The sequence below is a fragment of the Paraburkholderia sp. SIMBA_030 genome (genome assembly GCF_046535245.1).
Lineage (GTDB): Bacteria > Pseudomonadota > Gammaproteobacteria > Burkholderiales > Burkholderiaceae > Paraburkholderia.
In genome coordinates this window covers 123,966-147,096 of record NZ_JAWRXB010000008.1, presented here as the reverse complement: position 1 = coordinate 147,096, position 23,131 = coordinate 123,966, and the positions used below count along the sequence as shown (strand labels likewise).

At 59.5% G+C, this 23,131-nt stretch carries 22 protein-coding genes, 1 tRNA gene and 2 pseudogenes; 11 read left to right on the top strand and 14 right to left on the bottom strand.

The window, feature by feature from the left end:
* Positions 1-204: 204 nt before the first annotated feature.
* The 3 genes and pseudogenes from SB772_RS15595 (at position 205) to SB772_RS15585 (ending at position 1,444) form a co-directional block, all read left to right on the top strand.
* The gene (locus SB772_RS15595; protein WP_410834140.1) at positions 205-672 is read left to right on the top strand and encodes a hypothetical protein; all 468 of its coding nucleotides are present in this window, start codon (positions 205-207) and stop codon (positions 670-672) included.
* Positions 673-770: 98 nt separating this feature from the next.
* Positions 771-950 (top strand): annotated as a pseudogene (locus tag SB772_RS15590) (hypothetical protein); the annotation flags it as partial.
* 221 nt (positions 951-1,171) lie between these two features.
* The gene (locus tag SB772_RS15585) at positions 1,172-1,444 is read left to right on the top strand and encodes a hypothetical protein (protein ID WP_410834139.1); all 273 of its coding nucleotides are present in this window, start codon (positions 1,172-1,174) and stop codon (positions 1,442-1,444) included.
* Positions 1,445-1,528: 84 nt separating this feature from the next.
* Here the strand turns inward: SB772_RS15585 and SB772_RS15580 are convergent, their stop codons facing one another.
* From SB772_RS15580 to SB772_RS15565, 4 genes are all read right to left on the bottom strand, one after another.
* Positions 1,529-1,855: a hypothetical protein gene (locus SB772_RS15580; protein WP_410834138.1), complete on the bottom strand. Its 327-nt coding sequence runs from the start codon at positions 1,853-1,855 to the stop codon at positions 1,529-1,531.
* Entirely contained in the window at positions 1,833-2,513 is a 681-nt protein-coding gene (locus SB772_RS15575) for a hypothetical protein (RefSeq protein ID WP_410834137.1), read from the bottom strand. Before SB772_RS15575 ends, SB772_RS15580 begins: the two co-directional genes overlap by 23 nt.
* 617 nt (positions 2,514-3,130) lie before the next feature.
* Positions 3,131-4,435 (bottom strand): MFS transporter, encoded by a 1,305-nt coding sequence (locus tag SB772_RS15570; protein WP_410834136.1) that lies wholly within the window; start codon positions 4,433-4,435, stop codon positions 3,131-3,133.
* A gap of 379 nt (positions 4,436-4,814) precedes the next feature.
* A complete protein-coding gene (locus tag SB772_RS15565) occupies positions 4,815-5,033 on the bottom strand; it encodes a hypothetical protein (protein ID WP_410834135.1) in 219 nt (72 codons plus the stop codon).
* Positions 5,034-5,506: 473 nt separating this feature from the next.
* Between SB772_RS15565 and SB772_RS15560 the strand changes: the two genes are divergently transcribed.
* A complete protein-coding gene (locus SB772_RS15560; protein WP_410834134.1) occupies positions 5,507-5,731 on the top strand; it encodes a hypothetical protein in 225 nt (74 codons plus the stop codon).
* Positions 5,732-6,217: 486 nt separating this feature from the next.
* Here the strand turns inward: SB772_RS15560 and catC are convergent, their stop codons facing one another.
* From catC to SB772_RS15545, 3 genes are all read right to left on the bottom strand, one after another.
* Entirely contained in the window at positions 6,218-6,496 is a 279-nt protein-coding gene (catC, locus tag SB772_RS15555) for a muconolactone Delta-isomerase (RefSeq protein WP_410834133.1), read from the bottom strand.
* Positions 6,497-6,588: 92 nt separating this feature from the next.
* On the bottom strand, positions 6,589-7,716 hold the full coding sequence (locus SB772_RS15550) for a muconate/chloromuconate family cycloisomerase (protein WP_410834320.1): 1,128 nt from the start codon (positions 7,714-7,716) through the stop codon (positions 6,589-6,591).
* 105 nt (positions 7,717-7,821) lie between these two features.
* Positions 7,822-8,745, bottom strand: coding sequence for a LysR family transcriptional regulator (locus SB772_RS15545; protein WP_410834132.1), 924 nt, complete (start codon positions 8,743-8,745; stop codon positions 7,822-7,824).
* 174 nt (positions 8,746-8,919) lie between these two features.
* On the opposite strand from SB772_RS15545, the gene catA reads away from it, so the two are divergent.
* From catA to benD, 5 genes are all read left to right on the top strand, one after another.
* Positions 8,920-9,855, top strand: a complete 936-nt coding sequence (gene catA / locus SB772_RS15540; protein ID WP_410834131.1) for a catechol 1,2-dioxygenase — start codon at positions 8,920-8,922, stop codon at positions 9,853-9,855.
* A gap of 113 nt (positions 9,856-9,968) precedes the next feature.
* A complete protein-coding gene (locus tag SB772_RS15535; RefSeq protein ID WP_410834130.1) occupies positions 9,969-11,327 on the top strand; it encodes a Rieske 2Fe-2S domain-containing protein in 1,359 nt (452 codons plus the stop codon).
* Positions 11,324-11,812: a benzoate 1,2-dioxygenase small subunit gene (benB, locus tag SB772_RS15530; RefSeq protein WP_410834129.1), complete on the top strand. Its 489-nt coding sequence runs from the start codon at positions 11,324-11,326 to the stop codon at positions 11,810-11,812. Before SB772_RS15535 ends, benB begins: the two co-directional genes overlap by 4 nt.
* Before the next feature lie 39 nt (positions 11,813-11,851).
* Positions 11,852-12,874, top strand: a complete 1,023-nt coding sequence (gene benC / locus SB772_RS15525) for a benzoate 1,2-dioxygenase electron transfer component BenC (RefSeq protein WP_410834128.1) — start codon at positions 11,852-11,854, stop codon at positions 12,872-12,874.
* Positions 12,871-13,647, top strand: coding sequence for a benzoate diol dehydrogenase BenD (gene benD / locus SB772_RS15520; RefSeq protein WP_410834127.1), 777 nt, complete (start codon positions 12,871-12,873; stop codon positions 13,645-13,647). The genes benC and benD overlap by 4 nt, the downstream gene beginning before the upstream one ends.
* Before the next feature lie 633 nt (positions 13,648-14,280).
* Here benD and SB772_RS15515 read toward each other — a convergent pair.
* From SB772_RS15515 to SB772_RS15505, 3 genes and pseudogenes are all read right to left on the bottom strand, one after another.
* Positions 14,281-14,874: a plasmid pRiA4b ORF-3 family protein gene (locus tag SB772_RS15515; RefSeq protein WP_410834126.1), complete on the bottom strand. Its 594-nt coding sequence runs from the start codon at positions 14,872-14,874 to the stop codon at positions 14,281-14,283.
* A 2-nt stretch (positions 14,875-14,876) separates the two neighbouring features.
* Positions 14,877-15,155: pseudogene (locus SB772_RS15510) on the bottom strand (transposase domain-containing protein); the annotation flags it as partial.
* A 250-nt stretch (positions 15,156-15,405) separates the two neighbouring features.
* Positions 15,406-16,926: a site-specific integrase gene (locus SB772_RS15505; protein ID WP_410834125.1), complete on the bottom strand. Its 1,521-nt coding sequence runs from the start codon at positions 16,924-16,926 to the stop codon at positions 15,406-15,408.
* An 80-nt stretch (positions 16,927-17,006) separates the two neighbouring features.
* Between SB772_RS15505 and SB772_RS15500 the strand changes: the two genes are divergently transcribed.
* A complete protein-coding gene (locus SB772_RS15500) occupies positions 17,007-17,303 on the top strand; it encodes a hypothetical protein (protein WP_410834124.1) in 297 nt (98 codons plus the stop codon).
* 140 nt (positions 17,304-17,443) lie between these two features.
* Here SB772_RS15500 and SB772_RS15495 read toward each other — a convergent pair.
* From SB772_RS15495 to SB772_RS15480, 4 genes are all read right to left on the bottom strand, one after another.
* Positions 17,444-17,520 (bottom strand) — tRNA-Met (locus tag SB772_RS15495).
* Between the two features lie 86 nt (positions 17,521-17,606).
* Positions 17,607-19,265, bottom strand: a complete 1,659-nt coding sequence (locus SB772_RS15490; protein ID WP_410834123.1) for an MFS transporter — start codon at positions 19,263-19,265, stop codon at positions 17,607-17,609.
* A 237-nt stretch (positions 19,266-19,502) separates the two neighbouring features.
* Entirely contained in the window at positions 19,503-21,041 is a 1,539-nt protein-coding gene (locus SB772_RS15485; RefSeq protein WP_410834122.1) for a sensor histidine kinase N-terminal domain-containing protein, read from the bottom strand.
* A 9-nt stretch (positions 21,042-21,050) separates the two neighbouring features.
* Positions 21,051-21,818 (bottom strand): response regulator, encoded by a 768-nt coding sequence (locus SB772_RS15480; protein ID WP_410834121.1) that lies wholly within the window; start codon positions 21,816-21,818, stop codon positions 21,051-21,053.
* A 235-nt stretch (positions 21,819-22,053) separates the two neighbouring features.
* Between SB772_RS15480 and recA the strand changes: the two genes are divergently transcribed.
* Positions 22,054-23,130: a recombinase RecA gene (recA, locus tag SB772_RS15475; protein ID WP_410834120.1), complete on the top strand. Its 1,077-nt coding sequence runs from the start codon at positions 22,054-22,056 to the stop codon at positions 23,128-23,130.
* Position 23,131: the final 1 nt, after the last annotated feature.

Genomic DNA, 23,131 nt, shown 5'->3' with positions numbered 1-23,131 from the left:
GGGGGCGCAGCCCCTGCCACCTGCTGCGTTCCTCATGAGGCGGCGCAAAGAGCGTGTCCAATGTATCGCCTGTGAGACTTTTCTAACCGCCATGAACCCCACTCCCTGAGCGTGGTCACCGAGAGTCTTGAAGGAATGAAATCATGACAGAGCAGGACATCCGGGACCATCTCCTATCGCATTGCGCACACAAGCCTGTTTGTCATGTCTGTCGCTGCCTCCATTGCGTCCGTGGCGCACGGCTTGCTGGACTTCCATGCCGACACTGTGCGAAAACGGATTCCTGCCGGCTTGAACTCGCGGCAAACCGAGGACCGCTTCACACTGGCCGAGCTCGGTAAAGCCGCGGCGAAGATTGAAGGGGCATTCAATCTGCTCATGCATGACGTCGATGAGATGTGGGACTGGGCTGAAGCAGGAAAGGAGTTCTCAGTCGAGCAACGCGCGCGATATCGAACGGATGGCGCCATTATCTGTGACATGGCGCTCGCCGCTGCTGACGACTTGGTGCGCAATCTTGGTGGCAGTCTCATGCCTCTTGGCCCGGTGGAAAGATACTTCCGCGACATGCACAGTATGGCATCACACTTTCTGATGCAGGTGAATCCTTCTGCGGAGCTCTACGGACGCGTCTTGCTGGGCATGCCGCTGCCGCCTAATGCCCGAGTCTGAAGGTCGTGTCACAGCCCTTGCATGAGGTTCGCTTTGCAAGCTGACGGCGTCGCTGCCTGGGCATTTGGGCGGCGGGGCGAGCACAGACGTGGGCTGTAGCGGTAACAGATGAGCTGCCCCCAGAGATTGCTGCAGCGGGTCACGACCGGTGCATCATCCCTATTAAGCCGGAAAACATCGACCGATGGCTCAATCCAGACGCGTCTGACTTGGCGGCACAGTACGCGATACTTGATGACAGGGAGCGGCCGTATTACGAGCATCGACTTGCGGCATAGCGATTGGCCAGGCGAACATCGGTGGTGGCGGGGACGGCGGTGCGCGCATCGGTGGTCGTGGCCTTGGCGGCAGCGGCGTCGTGATTGTCGCGTACTGACTTACTGACGCACCCCGACGAACCAAAGCACCTGCTCCCTCTCAGGGAACTTTGCGTTTTAGCGCCAGGTCGCGAAACGCCTCACTTGCGTTAGACTGGCTTGAGCAACGGAAGGAGACCTGGATGATACGCAAGACGCTCAATGCTTCGCAGCTACAGCAGGAGGTCAACCGGCGAATCCATCGGCTACCGGAAATCGTCGAGGATGGCGTGAAGATTCGTGTGCCGCGGCCGCAACTGCAAGAGGCTGACAAGACAGGCTGCAACTGGACCATGACTCACTTCGGCAACGCGGTCGGCTTCGAGCGCGACATCGAGGGCGTGCTCAAGGCCGTGCGTGCGGAATACAACCTCAACACCGAAGTGAAAGACACCGGCAACCCGTTTGCAGATTAGCCGTAAAAACCTCCACGACACCGCTGTGCGCGGAGGTATGAGGTACTGAGGTACGCTTTGGCCGACACCGTTAAGTCGAGCGCTTCAGCGCTGGGCAGGCTCTCCGGGCTCGGGTGGCACCATCGCGTGCTCGCCAGCGAAGTTCTCCCTGCCGGGCGGCGAAGTCGACCGGATACGGCTTACGCCGTTCGACCTTTCGCTTTCAATGGGCTTGCGCACGCCGAAGTTGATGGAGAAATTATAAGCGTACTGGTTTTGCGAAGAGACCCGGTGTTGGAATGGCTCGTTTGAATATACCGCTTCACGTGCTTCATGAAGACCCAAAGGAAATTCAGCGCTATGGACTGCATAGTGTCGCTCCGTGTGTTTTTGCAGGTGCCGGAGCTTCTCAGGTGGTGCGGAGCCGAACATGCTCCGCTCGGCTTCGGCGTGCGCGTCGCACCGCATGTATCACGGCGCGGCGCACCTCAACCTGAGGGAAACGGTGGAACGCATCGAGGACTGCCTGGACGGGTGCCTCGCCAAACTCATAGTCAAGTCCAACTCGCTCAGACCATGAACGAATTCCGTATTCGCAGCTGCCGGTCATGCGGACATCGTCCAGCGTCACGGTGCCGACAAATCGTTTGTAACGCCTGACGAAATCCTCGACCGTCGACTCATAATCTCCGGGGTATGAGCGCTGCTGCGCGTTAGCTTTTCCTTTTCTTTGGATGCCGCGAAGAGCCATTTCTATGGTTTCAGCGTGATAATGCTCGCCATCGGCTGCGGCGATGAAGCCGCGATTAACCTTGACGTTATCGCCGCGGCCTTGGCTCGCCCAGGTCGCAGCGAAGAGCCTAATGTCACCGGCTGCTTCGAGCACGTGTGCGTCGAGGGTCATCATGCCGCCCGCGGTCGCGAGTCCTCGGGCGAAAACGCGGCGCCTCCAATCGGCGGGCACGCACAACAGGTGATGGTCTTCGTTTGCAGCCCAGCCCTTATATGCACCCCTGTAAGTGTCCCAGTTTCGGTCCAGTCTCACGGTGTAAGCGACCTCTGCCGCGCTGACGGCGAACGTCACCGTCATTGAGTGGCCACCTGCCGCACCGCGGCGGAACAATTTGCGTGCCGTGGCGCACACCGCATTCAACCTTCGTGCGGGCGGTCAGGCTGGCGGCAGTTCTCCGTATATCTGACCGCAATGGATTGCGACCGCGCTTGTTCACAGCGCCATTTGGCGCTTCGTTATCGAACGGGTTTGCTGGGGAACTGCTACGCATTTGACCTCCGGATTGGGTGTCAAATGAATAGCTAGCGGCAGTTATATCCTCAAATTTCTAAAATGAAGGAGGCTTGGCGGCCGGTACCGGGATACGACCGCCGACTGCTAAATGAGGAACGTCAAGCGACCACGAGGCAAATGGTGGTTGGATTATCAGTGCTGTCATACACCTTCGGCAACCTATGAACTCATAGCCGTGGCGACAGTTCTTATCCTTGCTCACGTAGTCGATACCCTGCATAGCAGACGAGAATTCCTCTCGGGACAATGACGTTCGGTAAAGCGCGCCATTCCCGGCAGGCTCATGGCGTCTGCCTCTCGCCTTTCGGGCCATGCCGGTGCGACGCGGAGACCGGCCGGCAATATTTCGACAGTGAAAAGGAACTCGACTTTGCCGGTTTGCTCATTATGAGTGTCAGTGTCTATCGAGTCTGGACTTCACGCGGCTGAAGGAACGCGAGGCACGCGCCAGCGAAGAGGGCTGCGGCGATGACGTATATGCCTGCGTTGGTGCTGTTCGTCACATCTTTCATCCAGCCGACGATGGTCGGACTGACGAAGCCGGCGAGGTTGCCCACCGAGTTAATTAGCCCGATGCCCGCAGCTGCTGCGCTTCCGCCAAGCATGGCGCTCGGCCACGCCCAGAAGACTGGCATTGTTGCGAGTACGCCCGCCGTTCCGAACGACAGGGCAATCATCGCAAGTTCAACATTCGAACCAAAGACCGTTGCAAGCAGGAGGCCCACGCTTGCCATGAGGGCGGCGGCCGCAAAATGCCAGCGGCGCTCGCGCAGCCTGTCTGCACTTCGCGCAATCAGAAGCATGGCGACAATCGCGCATGCGTAAGGAATGGCGGTCAGCATGCCAACATCGAGCACATCCTTCACTCCGGCAGCCTTGATGAGCGTCGGCAAATAGAAGCCCACGCCATAGAGACCCATCATGCAGCAGAAGTAGATGGCGGCCATGAACCACACGCGGCCGTTGCCGAGGACACTTCCTACCGTGGCGTGCAGCTTTCCAGCACCGTCCTGCGCAATCTTCTCCTCAAGAAGCTTCTTCTCGGGCTCCGTGAGCCACTTTGCGGTGCGAATCCCGTTCGGCAGATAGATGAGCGTGATGACGCCAAGAACGATGGAGGGGATGGCTTCCAGCAGGAAGAGCCACTGCCAGTTTGCAAGGCCATGCACGCCATTGAATGCCTGCATAATCCAGCCCGACAGCGGGCCGCCGATGACCCCTGCAACGGGGATGCCCATCATGAAAAGCGCATTGACACGACTACGGCGCTCGGCCGGATACCAGTAGGTCAGGTAGAGAACGATACCGGGGAAGAAGCCGGCTTCGGCGATGCCAAGCAAAAACCGCAATATATAAAATGAGGTTGGCGTTGACACGTAAAGCGTGGCGGACGAAATAACCGCCCATGTAATCATGATTCGGCTTATCCACAAGCGGGCGCCGAAGCGATGCATCAACACATTGCTGGGAACCTCGAAGAAGAAGTAACCGATAAAGAAGATGCCAGCACCAAGGCCATAGACTGTGTCGCTGAACTTCAGGTCGTTGAGCATCTGCAGTTTGGCGAAGCCAACGTTGACACGGTCCAGATACGCCGCCACGTAGCAGAGGAAGAGAAAGGGGAGAAGACGCCAGGTGACCTTGGAGTAAGCGAGGGATTCCAACTTGTCCAGGTCGATACTGGGATTCAGGATTGTAGCGTTCATTGTCTCTTAATGCTTTGGGAGTTATCTGCTCGCACCCTCAGGTCCTGCGAGGACCGCGATTGCCGGACGCGCATCCGGCAGCATACTGAAGGATTTGATTTCACGCTGTCTGTCTCGTGAAAGGTCAGTTGTCGAATCGCTGACGCAAGCGAGGAGCGAGCACATCCAGATACGACGCTTTGCCAGGGCGACACGACAGCTTGGGTGAGTGCCCGGGCGTCTTCGTCTTCTTCGATATCGTTGACGAAGGACTTGTCAATCTTTGGCGTGCTGATGAGAAACCGCTAATGTACGCAAGGTTGGAGTAACCGGTCCAGAAATCGTCTGGTGCGACCTTGATGCCCATACCTGAACCCGCCGCCAGTCCAGAGGTTGCGCGTTACAGCGACTCAACGGCTTCGAGTCGCGCTTGCGCTATCTGCGCAATCTGGCCCGGGCGTTGGCTGTGGTACGTGTCAAACAGCTGCGAGCATAGCTGGGCAAGTGAAGCAAGGTCCACTGCCTGGTCGGCGTGCTCGACTTCGCGCGCGTTGAGTACATCATCGAGAGCCGGAGCGAGACGGCGCAGTCGCACAAACGTGCCGGCACTTAGTTTCATACTAAATCTCCTGTGACCCGACGCTGCGGCGCACCGAGTCGACCATCGACAAGGCGAAACTCTGCTCTCTCCGTCAGCCTGGCTCGTTAAAAATGTCCGTTGTATGCAACGAGTTTCATGACGTATCTACCCGCAATGGGGATGGCAATGCGGGACCGCCATAGGTCGGAACCCGTAGTTAATCTTGACCGTTCAATACTAACCATGCGCTGACCGGCATATTACGATTCTGTTATCTACGCCTCCACGGTTGCTCCCGTGAGGACGTGCGTCGTTTTTCAGGATGACGTCATACGGGTCGACCGCACGACAAATAGCCGGCGTGACCAGTTACATGCGGGCACATCCGGAAAGAAAGAGGCACGTTCAAGACATAAATCGTAAAGCCAACAAACGGTTTGCCCATCCAGGGAAAACCGTTCTCTACCGGAGCCTCTGTTGCTGGCGCGCGATGCTTACCTATGCGAGCGGTAGTGCTGCTGAAACTGATGGTGAGGTTGGTAATGATGCCGCACAGGGGCGTGCCGTTCGTCGCGATGCATGTCAGCGAAAGACACCGCCGGGGCAGCGAATGCGGCTACGAGCAGAACAGCAAGAGCTTTCTTGAGAACGTGTTTCATGGAAATCCAGGTGGCAGTAAGGGCGTGTCGGACGAGCGATGCAATGCCACTGGCGACTGCGATGCGGGGATAGCTTAGCGCAGTACCCGCTCCATAAGCGCTGCATTTCTGAAAAGCAAAAGACGCAACAATCCCACGACTCAACCGGGAGCATGTTTACGAATCCGCAGTTTAGCGATGTTCCCGCAGCACGAGCGCAGCGCGAAAGGTTTACTTCCTGGTCGACGCCTTCCGGACGAATACGAAAGCATGGACGAAAACGGACGTACAAATGCCGCACGTAAGGCGCATACCGCCGCGGTGAGGAAGTCGCATCGCTCACTTTGCCGCCTCTCGCGCACGTTGTGCCTCTGTTGCACCTGAAGGTTTGACGTCGGCCGCGGCCTCCCACACCGCCTGACATGTTGCGGGAATCAACTGAAGCACATTCGCTTCGGGGGGGCGGCATAACAGATGACAACGCCAAGCAGCTCAGCGGTGATTGCCGACACTCACCAGCTCCCTTTGGGGGCGGTAAACACTAAAGCACCGTCGGCGTCGCGATTCACTGCATCCGTTGCAGGTTCAGCGGACGGACGACGGATGGCGCGCAAGCGCGGTCACCTTCATCGACATATATGGAAACAATGGTAGACCTGAGAGGATGGTGTGCAACTCGTCGTGCGAATCGACGTCGAAAACGCTGTAGTTCGCATACTCACCGACAACGCGATGTAGCTGCTGCCATTTGCCTTGCCGCTGGAGGTCTTGTGAGTAGGCCTTTTCTCGTGCCTTGATTTCATCGGCCTGAGCCACCGGCATATCGTGTGGCAGGTTTACATCCATTCTTACGAGATAAAGCATGTGTCTCTCATTTAAAAAAGGTGGGGTCTCTCAGGTCCATCAGCACAGTATTGGTATCGGTTGATGTGGTTAGTGCTAGATTGACTGTGCTCTCAGATATTTTTGTCGCGACGGTAGAAAGCGAGCTTTTCCTCGTCGATATGCAGGCCTAGGCCCGGTCCCTCTGGCAGATGCAGGTCGAAGTCCCGATATTGGGGGCGCGCAGTGACGATGTCGTCTTTCAACAAGAGCGGTCCGAACAACTCTGTGCCCCAGGCAAGTTGTGGGAGAGCAGCGAATCCGTGTGCCGAGGCAATCGACCCAATGCTGCCTTCAAGCATCGTGCCACCATACAAGGTCACGCCGGCGGCATCCGCAATGGCGGCTGTGCGCATCATTCCGTAGATTCCGCCGGACTTCGCAATCTTCAAAGCGAAGACGTCCGCACATGCACAGCGCACTAGTTCAAGAGCATCCTCGGGGCCTGTCACCGCTTCGTCTGCCATGATGGGTACGATGAAACGCGATGCAAGTCTGGCGAGCGCTCCGCGCTGCTCTCGCGGAGTGGGTTGCTCGATGAGGTCAATGCCAGCAGCCTCAAGCGCTTCGATTCCCAGCGCTGCATCGACCTCGTTCCAAGCCTGATTCACATCTACCGTGACTTTGGCGCGGTCGCCGAGCGCGGCTTTGATTTTCGATACGTGCGCTACGTCATCACGAACGCTACGCCGACCAATCTTCAGCTTGAAAGTATTGTGGCGACGTTCGGCGAGCAGCGTTTCTGCTTCATCGATGTCGCGTTGGGTATCGCCGCTTGCGAGCGTCCACAGGACCGGAAGCGTTTTGCGGACAGCGCCGCCAAGAAGCGTTGAAACCGGAACGCCCAGGCGCTTGCCCTGAGCGTCCAGCAAAGCCGTCTCAATTGCGCATTTGGCAAACCGGTTTCCCCGGGCAACCTTGTTCAGCTTGAGCATTGCGTCGTTGATGTTGGTCGCGTCTTGCCCAACAATTGCAGGTGCAAGATATGTATCGATGGTCAGCTTGATGCCTTCGGGGCTCTCGTCGCCGTACGACAGACCGCCAATCGTAGTCGCTTCGCCAAGACCCTCGATGCCATCGCCTGAGCGCAGACGGACGATTACCAAGGTTTGTTGCCGCATTGTCGCCATTGCTAGCTGATGCGCGCGAATGGTTGGGAGGTCAACCAGAATCGCTTCGACGGAGGTGATTTGGGCGTTCATACCTGGAATGTTGGAGTTGAGGGGTTGCTGAAGTATTGCGTGCCCAATAACCCCCTGTCCAACACCATCGACGTCTAGTGCCATACCTCCGGGGTATAGCAGATATCACCGCCCAAAATCATGACGAGGTGCATGGGGTATCCTTTCCTCCTCGTACAGCCGATAGATGAGTTCAAGCATTTCCCGAATGTCGCGCGACTCGTCGAGCGCACGCATGCTCATGATGATTGGGGAAACCAGAGTGGGGTCGTCCAGTTCCTTGTAACTCACGTCGTCTCGCTTCAGGCCGTACACACTACCCGGAACGACAGAAATTCCTTCCCCCGCTGCTACGAGGCCTAGCGCAATCTGCAACTCTCGTACTTCATATATCCGGCGAGGCTTGAGACCGCGGTCTTCGAATGCCGACAGCACCTGGTCTGCATAACTGGGGCGCGGCGCCTTAGGGAAAATAATCAAGGTCTCGTTGACCAGGTCGCTGAGAGCGAGGACGGGCTTGACCAGTGAGAGTGGATGGCCCTCCGGGAATGCAACAATCATCTTCTCCTCGCGAAGAATCACCCGACGGATGTTTGCGTCCTCGTGCCGAATGCGACCGAACCCGACATCAATCTGACCGTCCTTCAGCGCTCGAATCTGGTCCATCGTCGACATCTCATGGAGGCTGAGTTCGACTGTAGTGTTCTCATCGCGGAAGCGCCGGATGATTTTGGGCAGCATTCCGTACAACGTCGAGCCCACAAAACCGACAGAGAGGCTGCGCTCAATGTTGCCCACGCGCCGCGTCATGGATTCGAGTTCGGACGTCTGAGCCAGCAATTGGACGGCATGAGCATAGAAGAACTTACCCGTCTCGGTTAGCTTCAACGGGCGCGAGTCGCGCTGGAATAGCTGCACCTCAAGAATCTCTTCAAGCTGCTGTATCTGACGGCTCAAAGGCGGTTGGGCCATGTTCAGTCGCTGTGCCGCGCGCGTGAAATTGCGTTCTTCGGCTACGGCGACGAAATAGCGAAGATGCCGCAGTTCCATTTCGATACCTCGTGGATATAGGCCGATACTAAATCAGTGTTGGACGGGGCATTCCGGCGCCATTATTCTGCATTCACACTCTGTTTCAGCACCCCATTATACCTCTCAGGCATATTCACGCGGGCGCTAAACCAAGGGTTTACCCCACCAGAAAATAGAGATTCAGGAGCAGACATGAGCGTCAAAGTGTTCGATACGAAGGAAGTGCAGGACCTGCTGAAGGCTGCTGCTAACGTGGGTAGCCAGGACGGCAGTGCTCGCGCAAAGCTGATTGTCAATCGCCTTTTGGGCGACCTGTTCAAGGCCATCGACGACCTCGACATGACGCCCGACGAAATCTGGGCTGGCGTCCACTACTTCAACAAGCTCGGCCAGGACGGCGAAGCTGCGCTGCTTGCTGCTGGTCTCGGTCTGGAGAAATACCTCGACATCCGCATGGATGCGGAAGACAAGGCGGCTGAAATCACCGGCGGCACGCCGCGTACCATCGAAGGTCCGCTGTATGTCGCCGGTGCGCCGGTGCGCGATGGCGTATCGAAAATCGATATCAATCCGGACGAGGATGCCGGCCCACTGGTTATCCGCGGCACGGTAACCGGTCCAGATGGCAAGCCCGTTGCAGGAGCGGTGGTCGAATGCTGGCACGCCAACTCCAAGGGTTTCTACTCGCACTTCGACCCGACTGGCGCGCAGAGCGAGTTCAACCTTCGTGGCGCGGTCAGCACCGATGTCAATGGCAAGTACGAGTTCCGTACACTCATGCCGGTCGGCTACGGCTGTCCGCCGCATGGCGCGACCCAACAACTGTTGAACGTGCTCGCCCGCCATGGCAACCGCCCAGCGCATGTGCACTTCTTCGTCACCACCGACAAGTACCGCAAGCTGACGACGCAAATCAACATTGAGGGCGACCCGTTGATTTGGGACGACTTTGCCTACGCCACCCGCGAGGATTTGATTCCCCATGTGGTCGAAAAGACCGGCGGCACTGCGCTGGCAATGAAGGCTGATACGTATAAGGAAATCGAGTTCAACATCGAGTTGACTCCGCTGATTCAGGGCAAGGATAACCAGGTCGTCAATCGCCTGCGTGTATCTGCCACGGCGTAACCGGTCAACGCGGCTGCTACGTCGTACCACTGCTGCCGCTCAATCCTTCGCAAGAATCTTTCGACACCGATGCGCGTGCTTCATCGCCTGAAGCACGCGTAGGGAGAGCACTCATGTCCGCCGTTATCGACAAAGCCTCGCAACTTGATGAACTGCTGCACACCGCCGTTCAGGACGACAAGCAAAACGGTGTATTCCGTTGCCGCCGCGACATCTTCACGAACACTGATTTGTTCGAGCTCGAAATGAAGCACATTTTCGAGAGCAACTGGGTATATCTCGCGCATGAAAGCCAGATTCCCAACATCAACGACTACTACACCACCTGGATTGGCCGCCAGCCTGTGGTAGTCACCCGCGACAAGAGCGGCGAACTGCATGCGGTCATCAACGCCTGCGCGCACAAGGGCGCGATGCTGTGCCGTAAAAAGCACGGCAACAAAGGCACCTTCACCTGTCCGTTCCACGGCTGGAGCTTCGCCAACACCGGCAAGCTGCTGAAAGTGAAAGATGTGAAGACCACCGCATACCCGGTGCAATTCAATACCAACGGCTCGCATGACCTGAAAAAAGTCGCACTCTTCCAGAGCTATCGCGGCTTCCTGTTCGGCAGCCTCAACGCGGACGCGATTCCACTGGAGGACTACCTCGGCGAGACCAAGGTCATCATCGACCAAATCGTCGACCAGGCCCCGGACGGGCTGGAAGTGTTGCGCGGCAATTCATCGTACATCTACGACGGTAACTGGAAGATGCAGATGGAGAACGGCTGCGACGGCTACCACGTCAGCACCGTGCACTGGAACTACGCTGCGACGATGGACCGGCGCAAGGTCGAGGGCACCAAGGCCGTGGATGCGAACAGCTGGAGCAAGTCGGTAGCCGGAGTGTACGGGTTCGACCATGGCCACATCCTGCTGTGGACCAAGACGATGAACCCGGAAGTGCGACCGGTCTATCAATACCGCGATGAAATCAAGGAGCGTGTGGGCGAAGCGAAGGCGGATTTCATCGTGAACCAGACCCGAAATCTTTGTCTGTATCCGAACGTGTTCCTCATGGACCAGTTCAGCACCCAGATTCGCGTCGTACGTCCAATCAGCGTGGACAAGACCGAAGTCAGCATCTTCTGTTTCGCTCCGAAGGGCGAGAGCGCGGCCGACCGGGCTACCCGCATCCGCCAGTACGAAGACTTCTTTAACGTCTCGGGCATGGGCACCGCAGACGACCTCGAAGAGTTCCGCGCCTGCCAGGCTGGCTATGCCGGTACCACCGCGTTGTGGAACGACCTTTCGCGCGGGGCGACGTTGTGGGTCGAGGGTCCCGACGCAAACGCGAAAAGCATGGGTATGAAGCCGCTCATCTCAGGCGAGCGTAGCGAAGACGAAGGCCTGTTTGTGTGCCAGCACGAATACTGGGTGCACCGGATGCGCGACGCACTCAAAAAGGAACAAGGGGAGACCCTGGCATGAGCTTCGATTACCAGAAAATTTGCGACGTGCTGTTCCGCGAAGCGCGCCTGCTCGACGACCGTCAGTGGGACGACTGGCTTGCCTGCTATAGCGAGGACGTCACTTACTGGATGCCGGCGTGGGATGACGACGACCAGCTCACCGACGACCACGAAAGTCAAATTTCGCTGATGTATTACCCGGACCGTGGCGGCCTGGAAGACCGTGTGTTCCGCATCAAGACCGAACGCAGTGGTGCCTCGATGCCTGAACCGCGAACCAGCCACAACGTCACCAATGTGGAAGTGCTGGCCCAGCGCGAGAGCGAAGTGGACGTGCGCTACAACTTCAACACGCTCAGCCATCGTTACAAAACCACCGACCAGTTTTTCGGCACGATGTTCGTCACTCTGCGCAAAGTCAACGATGAACTGTTGATTTGCTACAAGCGCATCGTGTTGAAGGACGACTACATCCGCCAGGTGCTCGACGTTTATCACGTTTGAGCGCAAACATCTGCGGAAATGAGAAGTACAGGAGGCAAGATGTCCAGCTACAACATTGCACTGAATTTTGAAGACGGCGTGACCCGCTTCGTTACATGCAAGGCGGGCGAAAAGGTACTCGATGCCGCCTTTCGCGCAAAAATTAACCTGCCGATGGATTGCTCGGATGGCGTATGCGGTACCTGCAAGTGCCGCGCCGAGAGCGGAAGCTACGACCTGGGCGACGATTACATCGAAGATGCGCTGACCGAGGATGAGAAGGAAGGCGGTCTCGTACTCACCTGCCAGATGGTGCCAGAAAGCGATTGTGTCATTGCGGTGCCGGCATCTTCCACCGCATGCAAGACTGAGCAAAGCAAGTTCACCGCGACCGTATCAAAGGTCGAAGCGCACAACGATGCGGCCATCGTGCTCGAACTGGATGTGGAGGCGACCGCGCCGGTATTCCTGCCGGGCCAGTATGTCAACATTGACGTTCCTGGCAGCGGTCAGCACCGTTCATATTCTTTTTCGTCGGCGCCGGGCGAATTGAAAATCAGTTTTCTGATTAAGAAAATTCCTGGCGGCGTGATGAGCACCTGGCTCGAATCCGCGCAGGCAGGCAACAAGGTGGAGCTGACCGGACCGCTCGGCAGCTTCTATCTGCGCGCTGTTGAGCGGCCGTTGCTGTTCCTCGCTGGCGGCACAGGCCTGGCACCGTTCCTGTCGATGCTTGAAGTGCTGGTTCGTGCGAATTCGCAGCAAAAAGTTCATCTGATTTACGGCGTAACGCGTGACCTTGACCTCGTGCAGGTCGATGCAATCGACGCGTACGTGGCAAAGTTGCCGAATTTCGCCTACAGCACCGTCGTGGCCGACACGGATTCGACCCATCCCCGCAAGGGCTGGGTGACGCAGCACATGCCGGCGGAAGCCGTAAATGATGGTGACGTGGACGTGTACCTGTGCGGGCCGCCGCCGATGGTCGATGCAGTGCGTAAGCATTTCGACGACAACGGCGTGAAGCCCAACAGCTTCCACTACGAGAAGTTCACTCCTAACACAGCACCGGGAACAGCATGAACACGCAACGATTTGCTGGCAAGGTCATGGTGGTCACCGGCGCCGCGCAGGGCATCGGTCGCGCGGTCGCGCTTCGCGCAGCCGCCGAAGGCGGCAAGGTGCTGTTCGTCGACCGCGCCGACTTTGTCTCCGAGGTTGCCGCCGAAGCGAGCAGCGCGGACACGGCCGGCTTCGTCGCCGACCTCGAGACGTACAAAGGCGCGGCATCGGCGATGGCTTTTGCAGTGCGCGAGTTTGGCGGCATCGACATACTAATCAATGGTGTCGGTGGCGCGATTCGCATGCGTCCATTCGCTGAGTTCGAACCTGAGCAGATTGACGCGGAAATTCGCCGCTCTCTGATGCCTACGCTGTACGCCTGCCATGCTGTGTTGCCGCACCTGCTCAAGGGCGGCAGTGGAACCATCGTCAACGTCTCCTCGAATGCCACGCGCGGTATCCGCCGCGTACCGTATTCGGCGGCCAAGGGCGGTGTCAATGCGATTACGCAGTCACTGGCGATGGAGTACGCGGAGCACAACATCCGTGTGGTCGCCACCGCGCCGGGCGGGACCGATGTGCCTCCGCGACGCGTTCCTCGCAATAGCGCCGGCGACAGCGAGCAGGAGAAAGTCTGGATGGACGACGCAGTGAAGCAGGTCACTGAATCAACCTTTCTCAAGCGCTACGGCAGCATCGACGAACAGGTCGCTCCGATTCTGTTCCTCGCTTCGGACGAGGCCAGCTATATCACCGGCACCGTGTTGCCAGTAGCCGGTGGTGACACCGGCTGACCCACGAATTCTCGGGCCAACTGACTTATGAACTAGAGAAGAACGGCGGCATGGGCCTCGCCACATTGTGCATCGGCATGGTCCCAGCCGTCGAGCTTTCGTAGGAGACGCATCGCATGAACGAACGCGAAGCCATTATCCCTGCGGGAATGGAAGCTGGAAAAAAGGCTAAAAAAAATCCATAGACTTCTCGCGACCTCAAGCAGGCTCTCCCGCGATGCGAGGATTCAACGAACGCTGTTCGTGGGCAAGACGGACGAGGTCACTTCTCCCGCGATGCGGGGATTCGCCCTCGCGAAGTTGTGCCCATTAGTGTTCAATCTGGCTAAACCAGCTGGAATCTACCGACATCAGATTTGGGCGTCCTTTGAGTGACCGGAACGATGACACCTCACCGGTGCCGTCGCCTGACGCCCACGCATGGCGAGGTCACCTTCGCCACAGCACGAGTCGATGGCTCCGCCCTGCCCTGGCAAGGCTGGTCAGGTAGCTTTGGACGCCTCCAGGCCATGTACTAAAGCCTGGCAGCGAGCCGATGCGGCATTCAAGTTAGAATCGTCCTCAATTTCTTGGTGGAGAGATGCCGGGTTTTATGCCTGGATAGTAAGCGACATTTGGCGGCCGTCTTGACGATCAGAATTTGATCTCGAAGAGGCGTTCGTTGACGTCCTGGAGGTCAAAGGCAGCAGGATCGAAGCTACCGCCACACCAGTCGAGCAACAGCTGGTGTTCCTCATGAGCGGGATCGATGATCGCGTCGAGGAACTCGATGTAGCCGGGTACGCCGCCAGCATCTTCCGGCGGACAGGCATTGCGGCCGTCCAGGCAGATGGGTGAGTGCAGCTCAGGATCTGCCGGCAGGACCTTCTCGACCTTCACACGATGCTGCCAGTTGTCACCGAAGTCATAGATGTAGGTGAATGACTTCAGCGCACCGAGCGCACGGCCCAGGCTCACCCGTGCTTCGTTGAGCATCGGCGGGTCACTCGGGAAGTCCGGATCGGGCATCCCGTAGTTGGTGTCGCCGAACACGAATTCGTGCAGGTGGCCGCCATCCCAGCCCATCGCCCACAGCAGCACGACGTGCAGCTTCGGCAGCTTGATCGAGGCGGGGACCAGCACCCGTCTCCAGACCGCCGGCTTCAGATACTTCAGCTCGATGTGCAGCTGGTAGACCGGTATCTGTGAATTGACCGCGCGTAACGCGGGCTTGCGAGTCGATGCCATTGTCACGCAGCCTGCTGGACCGGCTGCTCCACCGGCGTCAAACGCCACAGCAGCAACTCGTCGATCCGGTTGATGGGATGCTCGGCGATGCGCTCGAACACCGTGCGCAGGTATGCGTACGGTTCGACGCCATTCAGGCGTGCCGTGCCGATCAGGCTGTAGATGACCGCCGCACTCTGTCCACCGCCGTCAGAACCGGCAAACAGGTAATTGCGCCGGCCGATCACGAGCGGCCTGATAGCCCGCTCCGCCGTATTGTTGTCGATCTCGATGCGCCCGTCTCAACACGGCACTTTATGTTACTGACTTTCGCGGGAATGACGTCAGGTTCATCTACTACCTGCTCTCCACCATCAATTTTAGACAGTTTGATACTGGCAGCGCTCAAGCATCTCTGAATCGGAACCTTGTTTACCCTTGAAGCAGGCAGGGCGTCGCAGACGCCCGCGTTGTCCCCTCCCAAGAAGCTCTATCTTTTTCTTTTAGGGAAGGAAGCCTCTTTAGTAGTAAAGAAGCTCTCTTTTCAAAACTCTAGCGAGCCGCATTTATATGGCCATACCGGCGGTTACCTCCGGTGCGGTGAAGTAACGGGAGCCGCGTGCCGGTTGAGCCTGAGCTTCTGCTTCGCCCGGACATTCCCTTCTCCTGCAGCAGGCCCGGAACGGGGGCCTCTTCGTTGAGGGCCGCACAACTGAGGCGGCCAACCAGGACATCATGGTTGGCAGGCTGCTGGCCGAGCACCAGTCCCGGAAAATCGAGCTTTTCCATGGCCTGCACGAGCAATTCAAAGGGAAGGCGCTTTTCGCCACGCTCCTTCCACCCGTGGCGGCTGTCCGGCGCGTGCCCAATCAGCTCGTCGATGACCTGGCCGCTGATGCCCGCGAGTTCGCCAAACGTCTGGAAGGTGTGGCGGAAACCGTGATACACGAGCGCGGGGTCGTGGATGCCGATGGGCGAGCGCAGGTAGGCGTTGAACCAGTTGCTGAACACTGCGCCGCGTTTGTCGTACTGGTCGGTCGAGAGGTCAGGAAAGAGCCATGCCGAACCGCCGGCCGGTCGGCGGGATTCGACATAGTCCAGCCAGCCGAGTCGCAGCAGGTTACGGTGGACCGGGACGTGGCGCATGACGCCGCGGCGCCTGGTACGGCTTTCACGCTTCGTGTCGTGCAGGTAGAAGCACCATACGCCATCACGCTGGACCACATCGGCGACCGTGAGCCGGCACACGTCCTCGACGCGTGCGCCCGTATGCAGCCCGACGAGCGGCGCCCAGTAGGCCGCATCGCCGCCACCCTTGTCCGGGCGGTGCCCACGCGTGCAAACGGGAGAGGCGAAGACCTGGTTCAACTGGTCAATTGCGAAAGCGGTGCGTACGGTCTTCCGGTTGGCCTCTACCACCTTCGCGTCAAATTTCATGCCGCTGAAGGGGTTGGTTGCCAGCTTCGTCAGCTTCTTGCGCATGGCAAGTCTGATGAGCGGCGACAGCAGCGACAGAATCGTGTTCACGCGGCCGTGCTCGACGTCGTCCTTCTCGAGGCAGAGCGCCTTGAAACTTTCAATGTGGTCGGGGGTCAAGACTAAGAGGGGCAGGTCGCCCACATGTGACCTGAAGCGCTGTATCTGCCTCATCACGTCGTCGACGGTTTTCCGCGCGGGCATCCGCTCCTCCTTCCAGCATTTCAGGGCGGCCTCCCACGTATCGTTTTCGTCGACCAGCGGAATCAGCTCGGGCGTCTCACTGACTTCGCCCTCGATGCGCCGCTGTTCTTCCTCAACGACAGCCAGTTGTGCTTCGGCAATGGCCTTCAGGAGCGTGACGAACTCCGTCGACGCAGCGGGCAGCCAGGCGCGCTCCCACGTCAGATGCTCCTCGACGGACTCGCGGACGTCCGATAAGTCCCCGGCCGCCCGGGCCCGGCGCAACTGGCGGCGCGCCTCCAGCAGCAGGCTTCGGTGTGCCTCATCGTCATGACCGTCGTCGTCACGGGCGTCCGGGTGGGGCGCCGCAAAGTAGGTCGGTCGCATCTCGTCGTCGCAGGTGAGGGCATGCACCTTGAGCGCTCCACCAGTCGGGGAATCTGCACGGCGGAAAGGCGCGTGGTGCCGGGCGGCTGCACGGTGGGGTGATAGGGATGGGGCTCATCGTCGACGGGGCGCAGGCCGTGCGGCAACCACGGCTCGCCGGCCGCTGTGGCGGCGTCGGCTTCGGCCCGTACCGGGGCGACGAGGCGTTCGAATTCGAGGGCAGCCATCGGCAGGCGGGTGATGGCCTCGCTGCGACACGGCGTTTACAGGCTCAACCAGACTTCAGTTTTCTCGAGAACGGCGTGCAGCCTGAGCGGCACCTTGCGCCGGAAGTAGAAGTGGGACGAACCGGCGCGGGTGGTCAGATAGGGGTGTTTCATCGGGTGCTCTCCACAGGAAGGTAACAGTGGCGTGTAGCACCCGGACTTCGCAAACCGGCGTCATCTAAAATTTAGATGCGTACTGCGCTATTTCTGGCGCATTACCGGTGTTCAAGAACAAAAAAGCCGCGGCTTCGTGAGAAGCCGCGGCTCTTTCTTGCAACTGGTGGCGAATCAGGGACTCGAACCCCGGACCTGCGGATTATGATTCCGTCGCTCTAACCAACTGAGCTAATTCGCCGAAAGAAGCGAGATTATGAGGATGGCGCCGGAGGCTGTCAACCCCCGGCGCTCAACTTTTTCAACCTGGCCGGTCCAGCAAGGTTTTTAGTCGCGGGCGTAGATGTCCGAGTCCTTGGTTTCCTTGACGAACAGCATGCCGATCACGAACGTGACTAAAGCAATCACAATCGGATACCACAGCCCCGAGTAGATGTTGCCCTTCGCCGCGACGATCGCGAACGCTGTGGCCGGCAGGAAGCCGCCGAACCAGCCATTGCCGATGTGATACGGCAGCGACATCGACGTGTAGCGGATGCGGGTCGGGAACATCTCCACCAGCATGGCAGCGATCGGCCCGTACACCATCGTCACGTAGATCACCAGGATCGTCAGGATCACCACGCTCATCGGCCAGTTGATCTGCGACGGATCGGCCTTCGGCGGATAACCGGCGGTCTTGAGCGTCGTGGCGATGGTCTTGTCGAACACCTTGCCCAGGTCTTTCGCGTCGGCGGCTTTGCCGTCGTACGTGTTGACCACGGTATCGCCGACCTTGATCTGCGCTATTGTCCCCGCCGGCGCCGCGACGTTCTCGTAGTTCAAGCCAGCTTTCGACAGCGCGCTCTTGGCGATGTCGCACGAGGTCGTGAACTTCGACGTGCCGACCGGGTTGAACTGGAACGAGCACTCGTCCGGATTCGCGATCACGACGATCGGCGACTTCACAGTGGCGGTTTCCAATGCCGGGTTCGTGTAGTGCGCGAGCGCCTTGAACAGCGGGAAGTACGTGCACGCGGCGATCAGCAGTCCGGCCATGATGATCGGCTTGCGGCCGATCCGGTCCGACAGCGAACCGAAGAACACGAAGAACGGTGTGCCGATCAACAGGGCGATGGCGATCAGGATGTTGGCGGTGGCGCCGTCGACCTTCAGCGTCTGCGTCAGGAAGAACAGCGTGTAGAACTGACCCGTGTACCAGACCACGGCCTGGCCGGCGGTCAGGCCGATCAGCGCGAGAATCACGACCTTCAGGTTCTTCCACTGACCGAATGCTTCGGACAGCGGCGCCTTCGAGGTCTTGCCTTCAGCCTTGATGCGCTCGAACACCGGCGATTCATGCAGTTGCAGCCGGATCCACACAGACACGGCGAGCAGGGCGATCGACGCGACGAACGGAATGCGCCAGCCCCAAGCCCCGAACGCGTCTTCGCCCATTGTCGTGCGCACGCCGAGAATCACCAGCAGCGACAGGAACAGGCCGAGCGTCGCGGTCGTCTGGATCCATGCGGTGTAGAAGCCGCGGCGTCCCGCGGGCGCATGTTCGGCCACGTACGTGGCGGCGCCGCCGTATTCGCCGCCGAGCGCAAGGCCTTGCAGCATCCGCATCGCGATGAAGATCACCGGCGATGCGATGCCGATTGCCGCGTAGCCCGGCAGGAAGCCGACCAGGAACGTCGACAGACCCATGATCACGATCGTGATGAGGAACGTGTACTTGCGGCCGACCATGTCGCCGAGGCGCCCGAACACGATCGCGCCGAACGGGCGCACCGCGAAGCCCGCAGCGAAGCTGAGCAGCGTGAAGATGAAGCCTGCGGTTGGGTTGACGCCGGAGAAGAAGCTCTTGCTGATAAAGGCCGCGAGCGAACCGGCCAGATAGAAGTCATACCACTCGAAAACCGTACCCAGCGACGATGCGAAGATCACCCGCTTCTCTTCTCGCGTCATGGGCTCGTGCGAGAGTTGCCCGCCAACGGTAGCCATATGTCGTCTCCAATATTGATATGTACACGCGTACACACGGTTCGCCGGCAAAGGCGTTCCCGTGGAACCGATTATTGGAGTGGAAACTTACGGCGTACTGACGTGGCGGGGTGAAATGAGGGGGCGGGATGAGGTGGGTGGGTTCGCGTAACGTCTGTCAATGCGAGGCTAAATATCTACAACGTTCGTCTAAATTTCCGTATTCGCGCGATTTCCGGTTTTTTCGGCGTTCGCGTGTTAGGGTAAGTCCCGTACTCGTTCGAGCACGCGTAAGCTGACGCGCACAAGCGTTCCGGCGAGCCGCGGCGAGGTTTGGTAGACGTTGTCGTCGATGGTCAATTCGCCGCCGTGCATCGTCGCAATCTCGCGGACGATCGCAAGCCCCAGGCCGCTACCGTCGCCTTCGCGGCCGAGAATCCGGTAAAAGCGCTCGATGACCCGCTCGCGCTCGGCCGCCGGAATGCCGATTCCGGTGTCTTCGACTTCCAGATGCACGAGCCGCGCCGGTACGTCACGACGTACCCGCACCGTGATCCGCCCGCCAGCCGGCGTGTAGCGGATCGCGTTGTCGATCAGGTTCGACAGCATCTCGCGCAGCATGACCGGATTGCCGTCTACTTCGACCGGCTCGTCGGGCGCTTCGTAGCCGAGGTCCATCTGCTTGGCGAGCGCGGCTTGAACCCAGTCGCGCACGGCGTTGCGCGCCACCTCGGTCAGCTCGACCGGCGCGAAAACCAGCCCCGACATGCGGTTCTCCGCGCGCGCCAACGCAAGCAGCTGCGTGACAAGGCGCGCCGCGTGTTCGGAGCTGGTGGCGATCTGTTCGAGCGAACGGTGGACTTCCTCGGAGGCGTCCTGGCGCAGTGCCAGCTCGGCCTGCGTGCGCAGGCCGGCAAGCGGCGTTTTCATCTGATGCGCGGCGTCGGCGATGAAGCGCTTTTGCAGCTCCATATTCTGTTCGAGGCGCGTTAGCAGATCGTTGAACGACGTGACCAGCGGCTCGATTTCCGGCGGCGCGCGGCGTGCTTCGAGCGGCGACAGGTCGTCAGGACGGCGCGCGCGGATATGCGCCTGCAGCGCGTGCAGCGGCGCGAGGCCGCGCGACAGGCCGAACCACACCAGCAGGATCGCCAGCGGCAAGATCACGAACTGCGGCAGGATCACGCCTTTGATGATGTCGTTGGCCAGCTGGCTGCGTTTGTCGAGCGTCTCGGCGACTTGCACCAGCACCGGCTGCGCGCCGGGCGTCTGCGGAAACTCGACGGTCGTGTAGGCGACGCGAATATCGTTGCCGCGCAGCACGTCGTCGCGAAATTCGACGAGGCCGGGCTGCGGCCGGTCTTCCTCGCGCGGCAGCGGCATGTCGCGCTCGCCGCCCACCAGTTCGCCGCGCGTGCCGAGCACCTGATAGAACACGCTGTCGACGTTGTCGGTGCGCAGAAAATCGCGGGTGGAGTCGGGCAGCGACAGCTCAGCCACGCCGTTGACCGGATGAATCTGGCGGGCGAGCACGTAGGCGTCGGTTTCGAGCGCGCGGTCGAACGGCCCATTGGCGATCGACTTGGCGACCAGATAGGTGACCGCGAGGCTCATCGGCCATAGCAACAGCAGCGGCGCCAGCATCCAGTCGAGAATCTCGCCGAACAGCGAGCGCGGGCGTGCCTGGGCGGCGGCTTCGGTCTCGTCGGGCGGGGCGAACGGGTTGGCGTAGCGCTCGTCGCGCGCCTCGTCGAGGTCCGCCGCGTGCGCCGTGGCGCGATCTGCGCGTGCGGACATGGGCGCCTTCTATTTGTAGTGGTGGCTCGCCGGCATCGCGCCGGACGGGGGCGAGGAGGGCGGCTCGGGGTCGGCCGCAGGCGTTGCAATCGTGTTTGCATTGGCCGGCAGCGTGGTTTTCTCAAGACAATATCCCAGCCCGCGCACGGTGATGATGCGTACGCCGCTCGGCTCGATTTTCTTGCGCAGCCTGTGTACGTAGACCTCGATCGCGTTATTGCTGACTTCTTCGCCCCATTCGCACAGATGGTCGACGAGCTGTTCCTTCGACACCAGCCTGCCGATCCGCTGCAGCAGCACTTCGAGCAACCCCAGTTCGCGCGCCGACAGGTCGATCACCTGCTCGTTGACATGGGCAATCCGGCCGACCTGATCGAACGACAGCGAACCATGCCGCACCACCGTCGGGCCACCGCCGGCGCCGCGCCGCGTCAACGCGCGCACGCGCGCTTCGAGTTCGTTCAGCGCGAAGGGTTTGGCCATGTAATCGTCGGCGCCGAGGTCGAGTCCTTTGACGCGTTCGTCGACGCTGTCGGCGGCCGTGAGGATCAGTACCGGCACGGTCGAATTGCGCGCGCGCAGGCGGCGCAGCACCTCGAGCCCGGACATGCGCGGCAGGCCGAGATCGAGAATCAGCAGGTCGAACGTTTGCATCGACAGGGCAGTATCCGCCTCGACGCCGCTCTTGACGTGATCGACGGCATAGGCCGATTGGCGGAGTGATCGAATCAGACCGTCCGCGAGTATGCTGTCGTCTTCGGCAATCAGAATTCGCATGATGCGCCAGCCTGGGCATTGCCGGCACCGTGGGGTGTCCCCCGGGCGCGCGGCGGTCTCCGAAAATTATTGTGGGTAGTTTGGGCGGCGCGACGGTAAAAATGCGCGTTCGCATGAGAATCGTGCTTGCCAAAACTACTGTTTTTTTATACAGTGTCTGGGTTTCGTGTGCTGTCCTTCAAACATGGGCTGCACATCTGCCTCAGACGCCGTTCATCATAGCAAAGGACGATTCATGGAAGAAAGCAAGAAAGGCTCGGCTGGACTGACTGCTGAAAAGAGCAAGGCACTTGCTGCCGCACTCGCGCAGATCGAAAAGCAGTTCGGCAAAGGGTCGGTCATGCGGCTCGGCGCAGGTGAGGTAGTCGAAGACATCCAGGTGGTTTCAACCGGATCGCTCGGCCTCGACATCGCCTTGGGCGTCGGCGGTTTGCCGCGTGGCCGTGTGGTCGAAATCTATGGCCCGGAATCGTCCGGTAAAACCACGCTGACGCTGCAAGTCATCGCCGAAATGCAGAAGCTTGGCGGCACGGCAGCGTTTATCGACGCGGAACACGCGCTGGACATCCAGTACGCGCGCAAGCTCGGCGTGAACGTGAACGACCTGTTGGTTTCGCAGCCGGACACCGGCGAACAGGCGCTCGAAATCGCCGACGCACTGGTGCGCTCGGGCTCGATCGACATGATCGTGATCGACTCGGTCGCGGCACTCGTGCCGAAGGCTGAAATCGAAGGCGAAATGGGCGACTCGCTGCCGGGTCTGCAAGCGCGTCTGATGTCGCAAGCGCTACGCAAGCTTACCGGCACGATCAAGCGCACGAACTGCCTCGTGATCTTCATCAACCAGATTCGCATGAAGATCGGCGTGATGTTCGGCAACCCGGAAACCACCACGGGCGGTAACGCGCTGAAGTTCTACGCATCGGTGCGTCTGGACATTCGCCGGATCGGTTCGATCAAGAAGAACGACGAAGTGATCGGCAACGAAACGCGCGTGAAGGTCGTCAAGAACAAGGTGTCGCCACCGTTCCGCGAAGCGATTTTCGACATTCTGTATGGCGAAGGTATTTCGCGTCAGGGCGAAATCATCGACCTCGGCGTGCAAGCGAAGATCGTCGACAAGGCCGGCGCCTGGTACAGCTACAGCGGTGAACGGATCGGTCAGGGTAAGGACAACGCGCGCGAATTCCTGCGCGAAAATCCGGACATCGCCCGTGAAATCGAAAACCGTATCCGTGAATCGCTGGGCGTGAATGCGATGGCCGAAGCGGTGACCGGCGCAGGCGTCGAAGTCGCGGACGAAGAAGAGTAAC

Coding starts and splice junctions, on each gene's coding strand:
- SB772_RS15580 (WP_410834138.1), bottom strand. CDS start 1,855: ATGTTCGGCTCCGCACCACCTGAGAAGCTCCGGCACCTGCAAAAACAC.
- recA (WP_410834120.1), top strand. CDS start 22,054: ATGGAAGAAAGCAAGAAAGGCTCGGCTGGACTGACTGCTGAAAAGAGC.
- SB772_RS15535 (WP_410834130.1), top strand. CDS start 9,969: ATGTCCGCCGTTATCGACAAAGCCTCGCAACTTGATGAACTGCTGCAC.
- benD (WP_410834127.1), top strand. CDS start 12,871: ATGAACACGCAACGATTTGCTGGCAAGGTCATGGTGGTCACCGGCGCC.
- SB772_RS15550 (WP_410834320.1), bottom strand. CDS start 7,716: ATGAACGCCCAAATCACCTCCGTCGAAGCGATTCTGGTTGACCTCCCA.
- SB772_RS15500 (WP_410834124.1), top strand. CDS start 17,007: ATGGGGCTCATCGTCGACGGGGCGCAGGCCGTGCGGCAACCACGGCTC.
- SB772_RS15595 (WP_410834140.1), top strand. CDS start 205: ATGTCTGTCGCTGCCTCCATTGCGTCCGTGGCGCACGGCTTGCTGGAC.
- benB (WP_410834129.1), top strand. CDS start 11,324: ATGAGCTTCGATTACCAGAAAATTTGCGACGTGCTGTTCCGCGAAGCG.
- catA (WP_410834131.1), top strand. CDS start 8,920: ATGAGCGTCAAAGTGTTCGATACGAAGGAAGTGCAGGACCTGCTGAAG.
- SB772_RS15490 (WP_410834123.1), bottom strand. CDS start 19,265: ATGGCTACCGTTGGCGGGCAACTCTCGCACGAGCCCATGACGCGAGAA.
- SB772_RS15485 (WP_410834122.1), bottom strand. CDS start 21,041: ATGTCCGCACGCGCAGATCGCGCCACGGCGCACGCGGCGGACCTCGAC.
- SB772_RS15565 (WP_410834135.1), bottom strand. CDS start 5,033: ATGAAACTAAGTGCCGGCACGTTTGTGCGACTGCGCCGTCTCGCTCCG.
- SB772_RS15575 (WP_410834137.1), bottom strand. CDS start 2,513: ATGACGGTGACGTTCGCCGTCAGCGCGGCAGAGGTCGCTTACACCGTG.
- SB772_RS15585 (WP_410834139.1), top strand. CDS start 1,172: ATGATACGCAAGACGCTCAATGCTTCGCAGCTACAGCAGGAGGTCAAC.
- benC (WP_410834128.1), top strand. CDS start 11,852: ATGTCCAGCTACAACATTGCACTGAATTTTGAAGACGGCGTGACCCGC.
- SB772_RS15480 (WP_410834121.1), bottom strand. CDS start 21,818: ATGCGAATTCTGATTGCCGAAGACGACAGCATACTCGCGGACGGTCTG.
- SB772_RS15515 (WP_410834126.1), bottom strand. CDS start 14,874: ATGGCATCGACTCGCAAGCCCGCGTTACGCGCGGTCAATTCACAGATA.
- SB772_RS15545 (WP_410834132.1), bottom strand. CDS start 8,745: ATGGAACTGCGGCATCTTCGCTATTTCGTCGCCGTAGCCGAAGAACGC.
- catC (WP_410834133.1), bottom strand. CDS start 6,496: ATGCTTTATCTCGTAAGAATGGATGTAAACCTGCCACACGATATGCCG.
- SB772_RS15570 (WP_410834136.1), bottom strand. CDS start 4,435: ATGAACGCTACAATCCTGAATCCCAGTATCGACCTGGACAAGTTGGAA.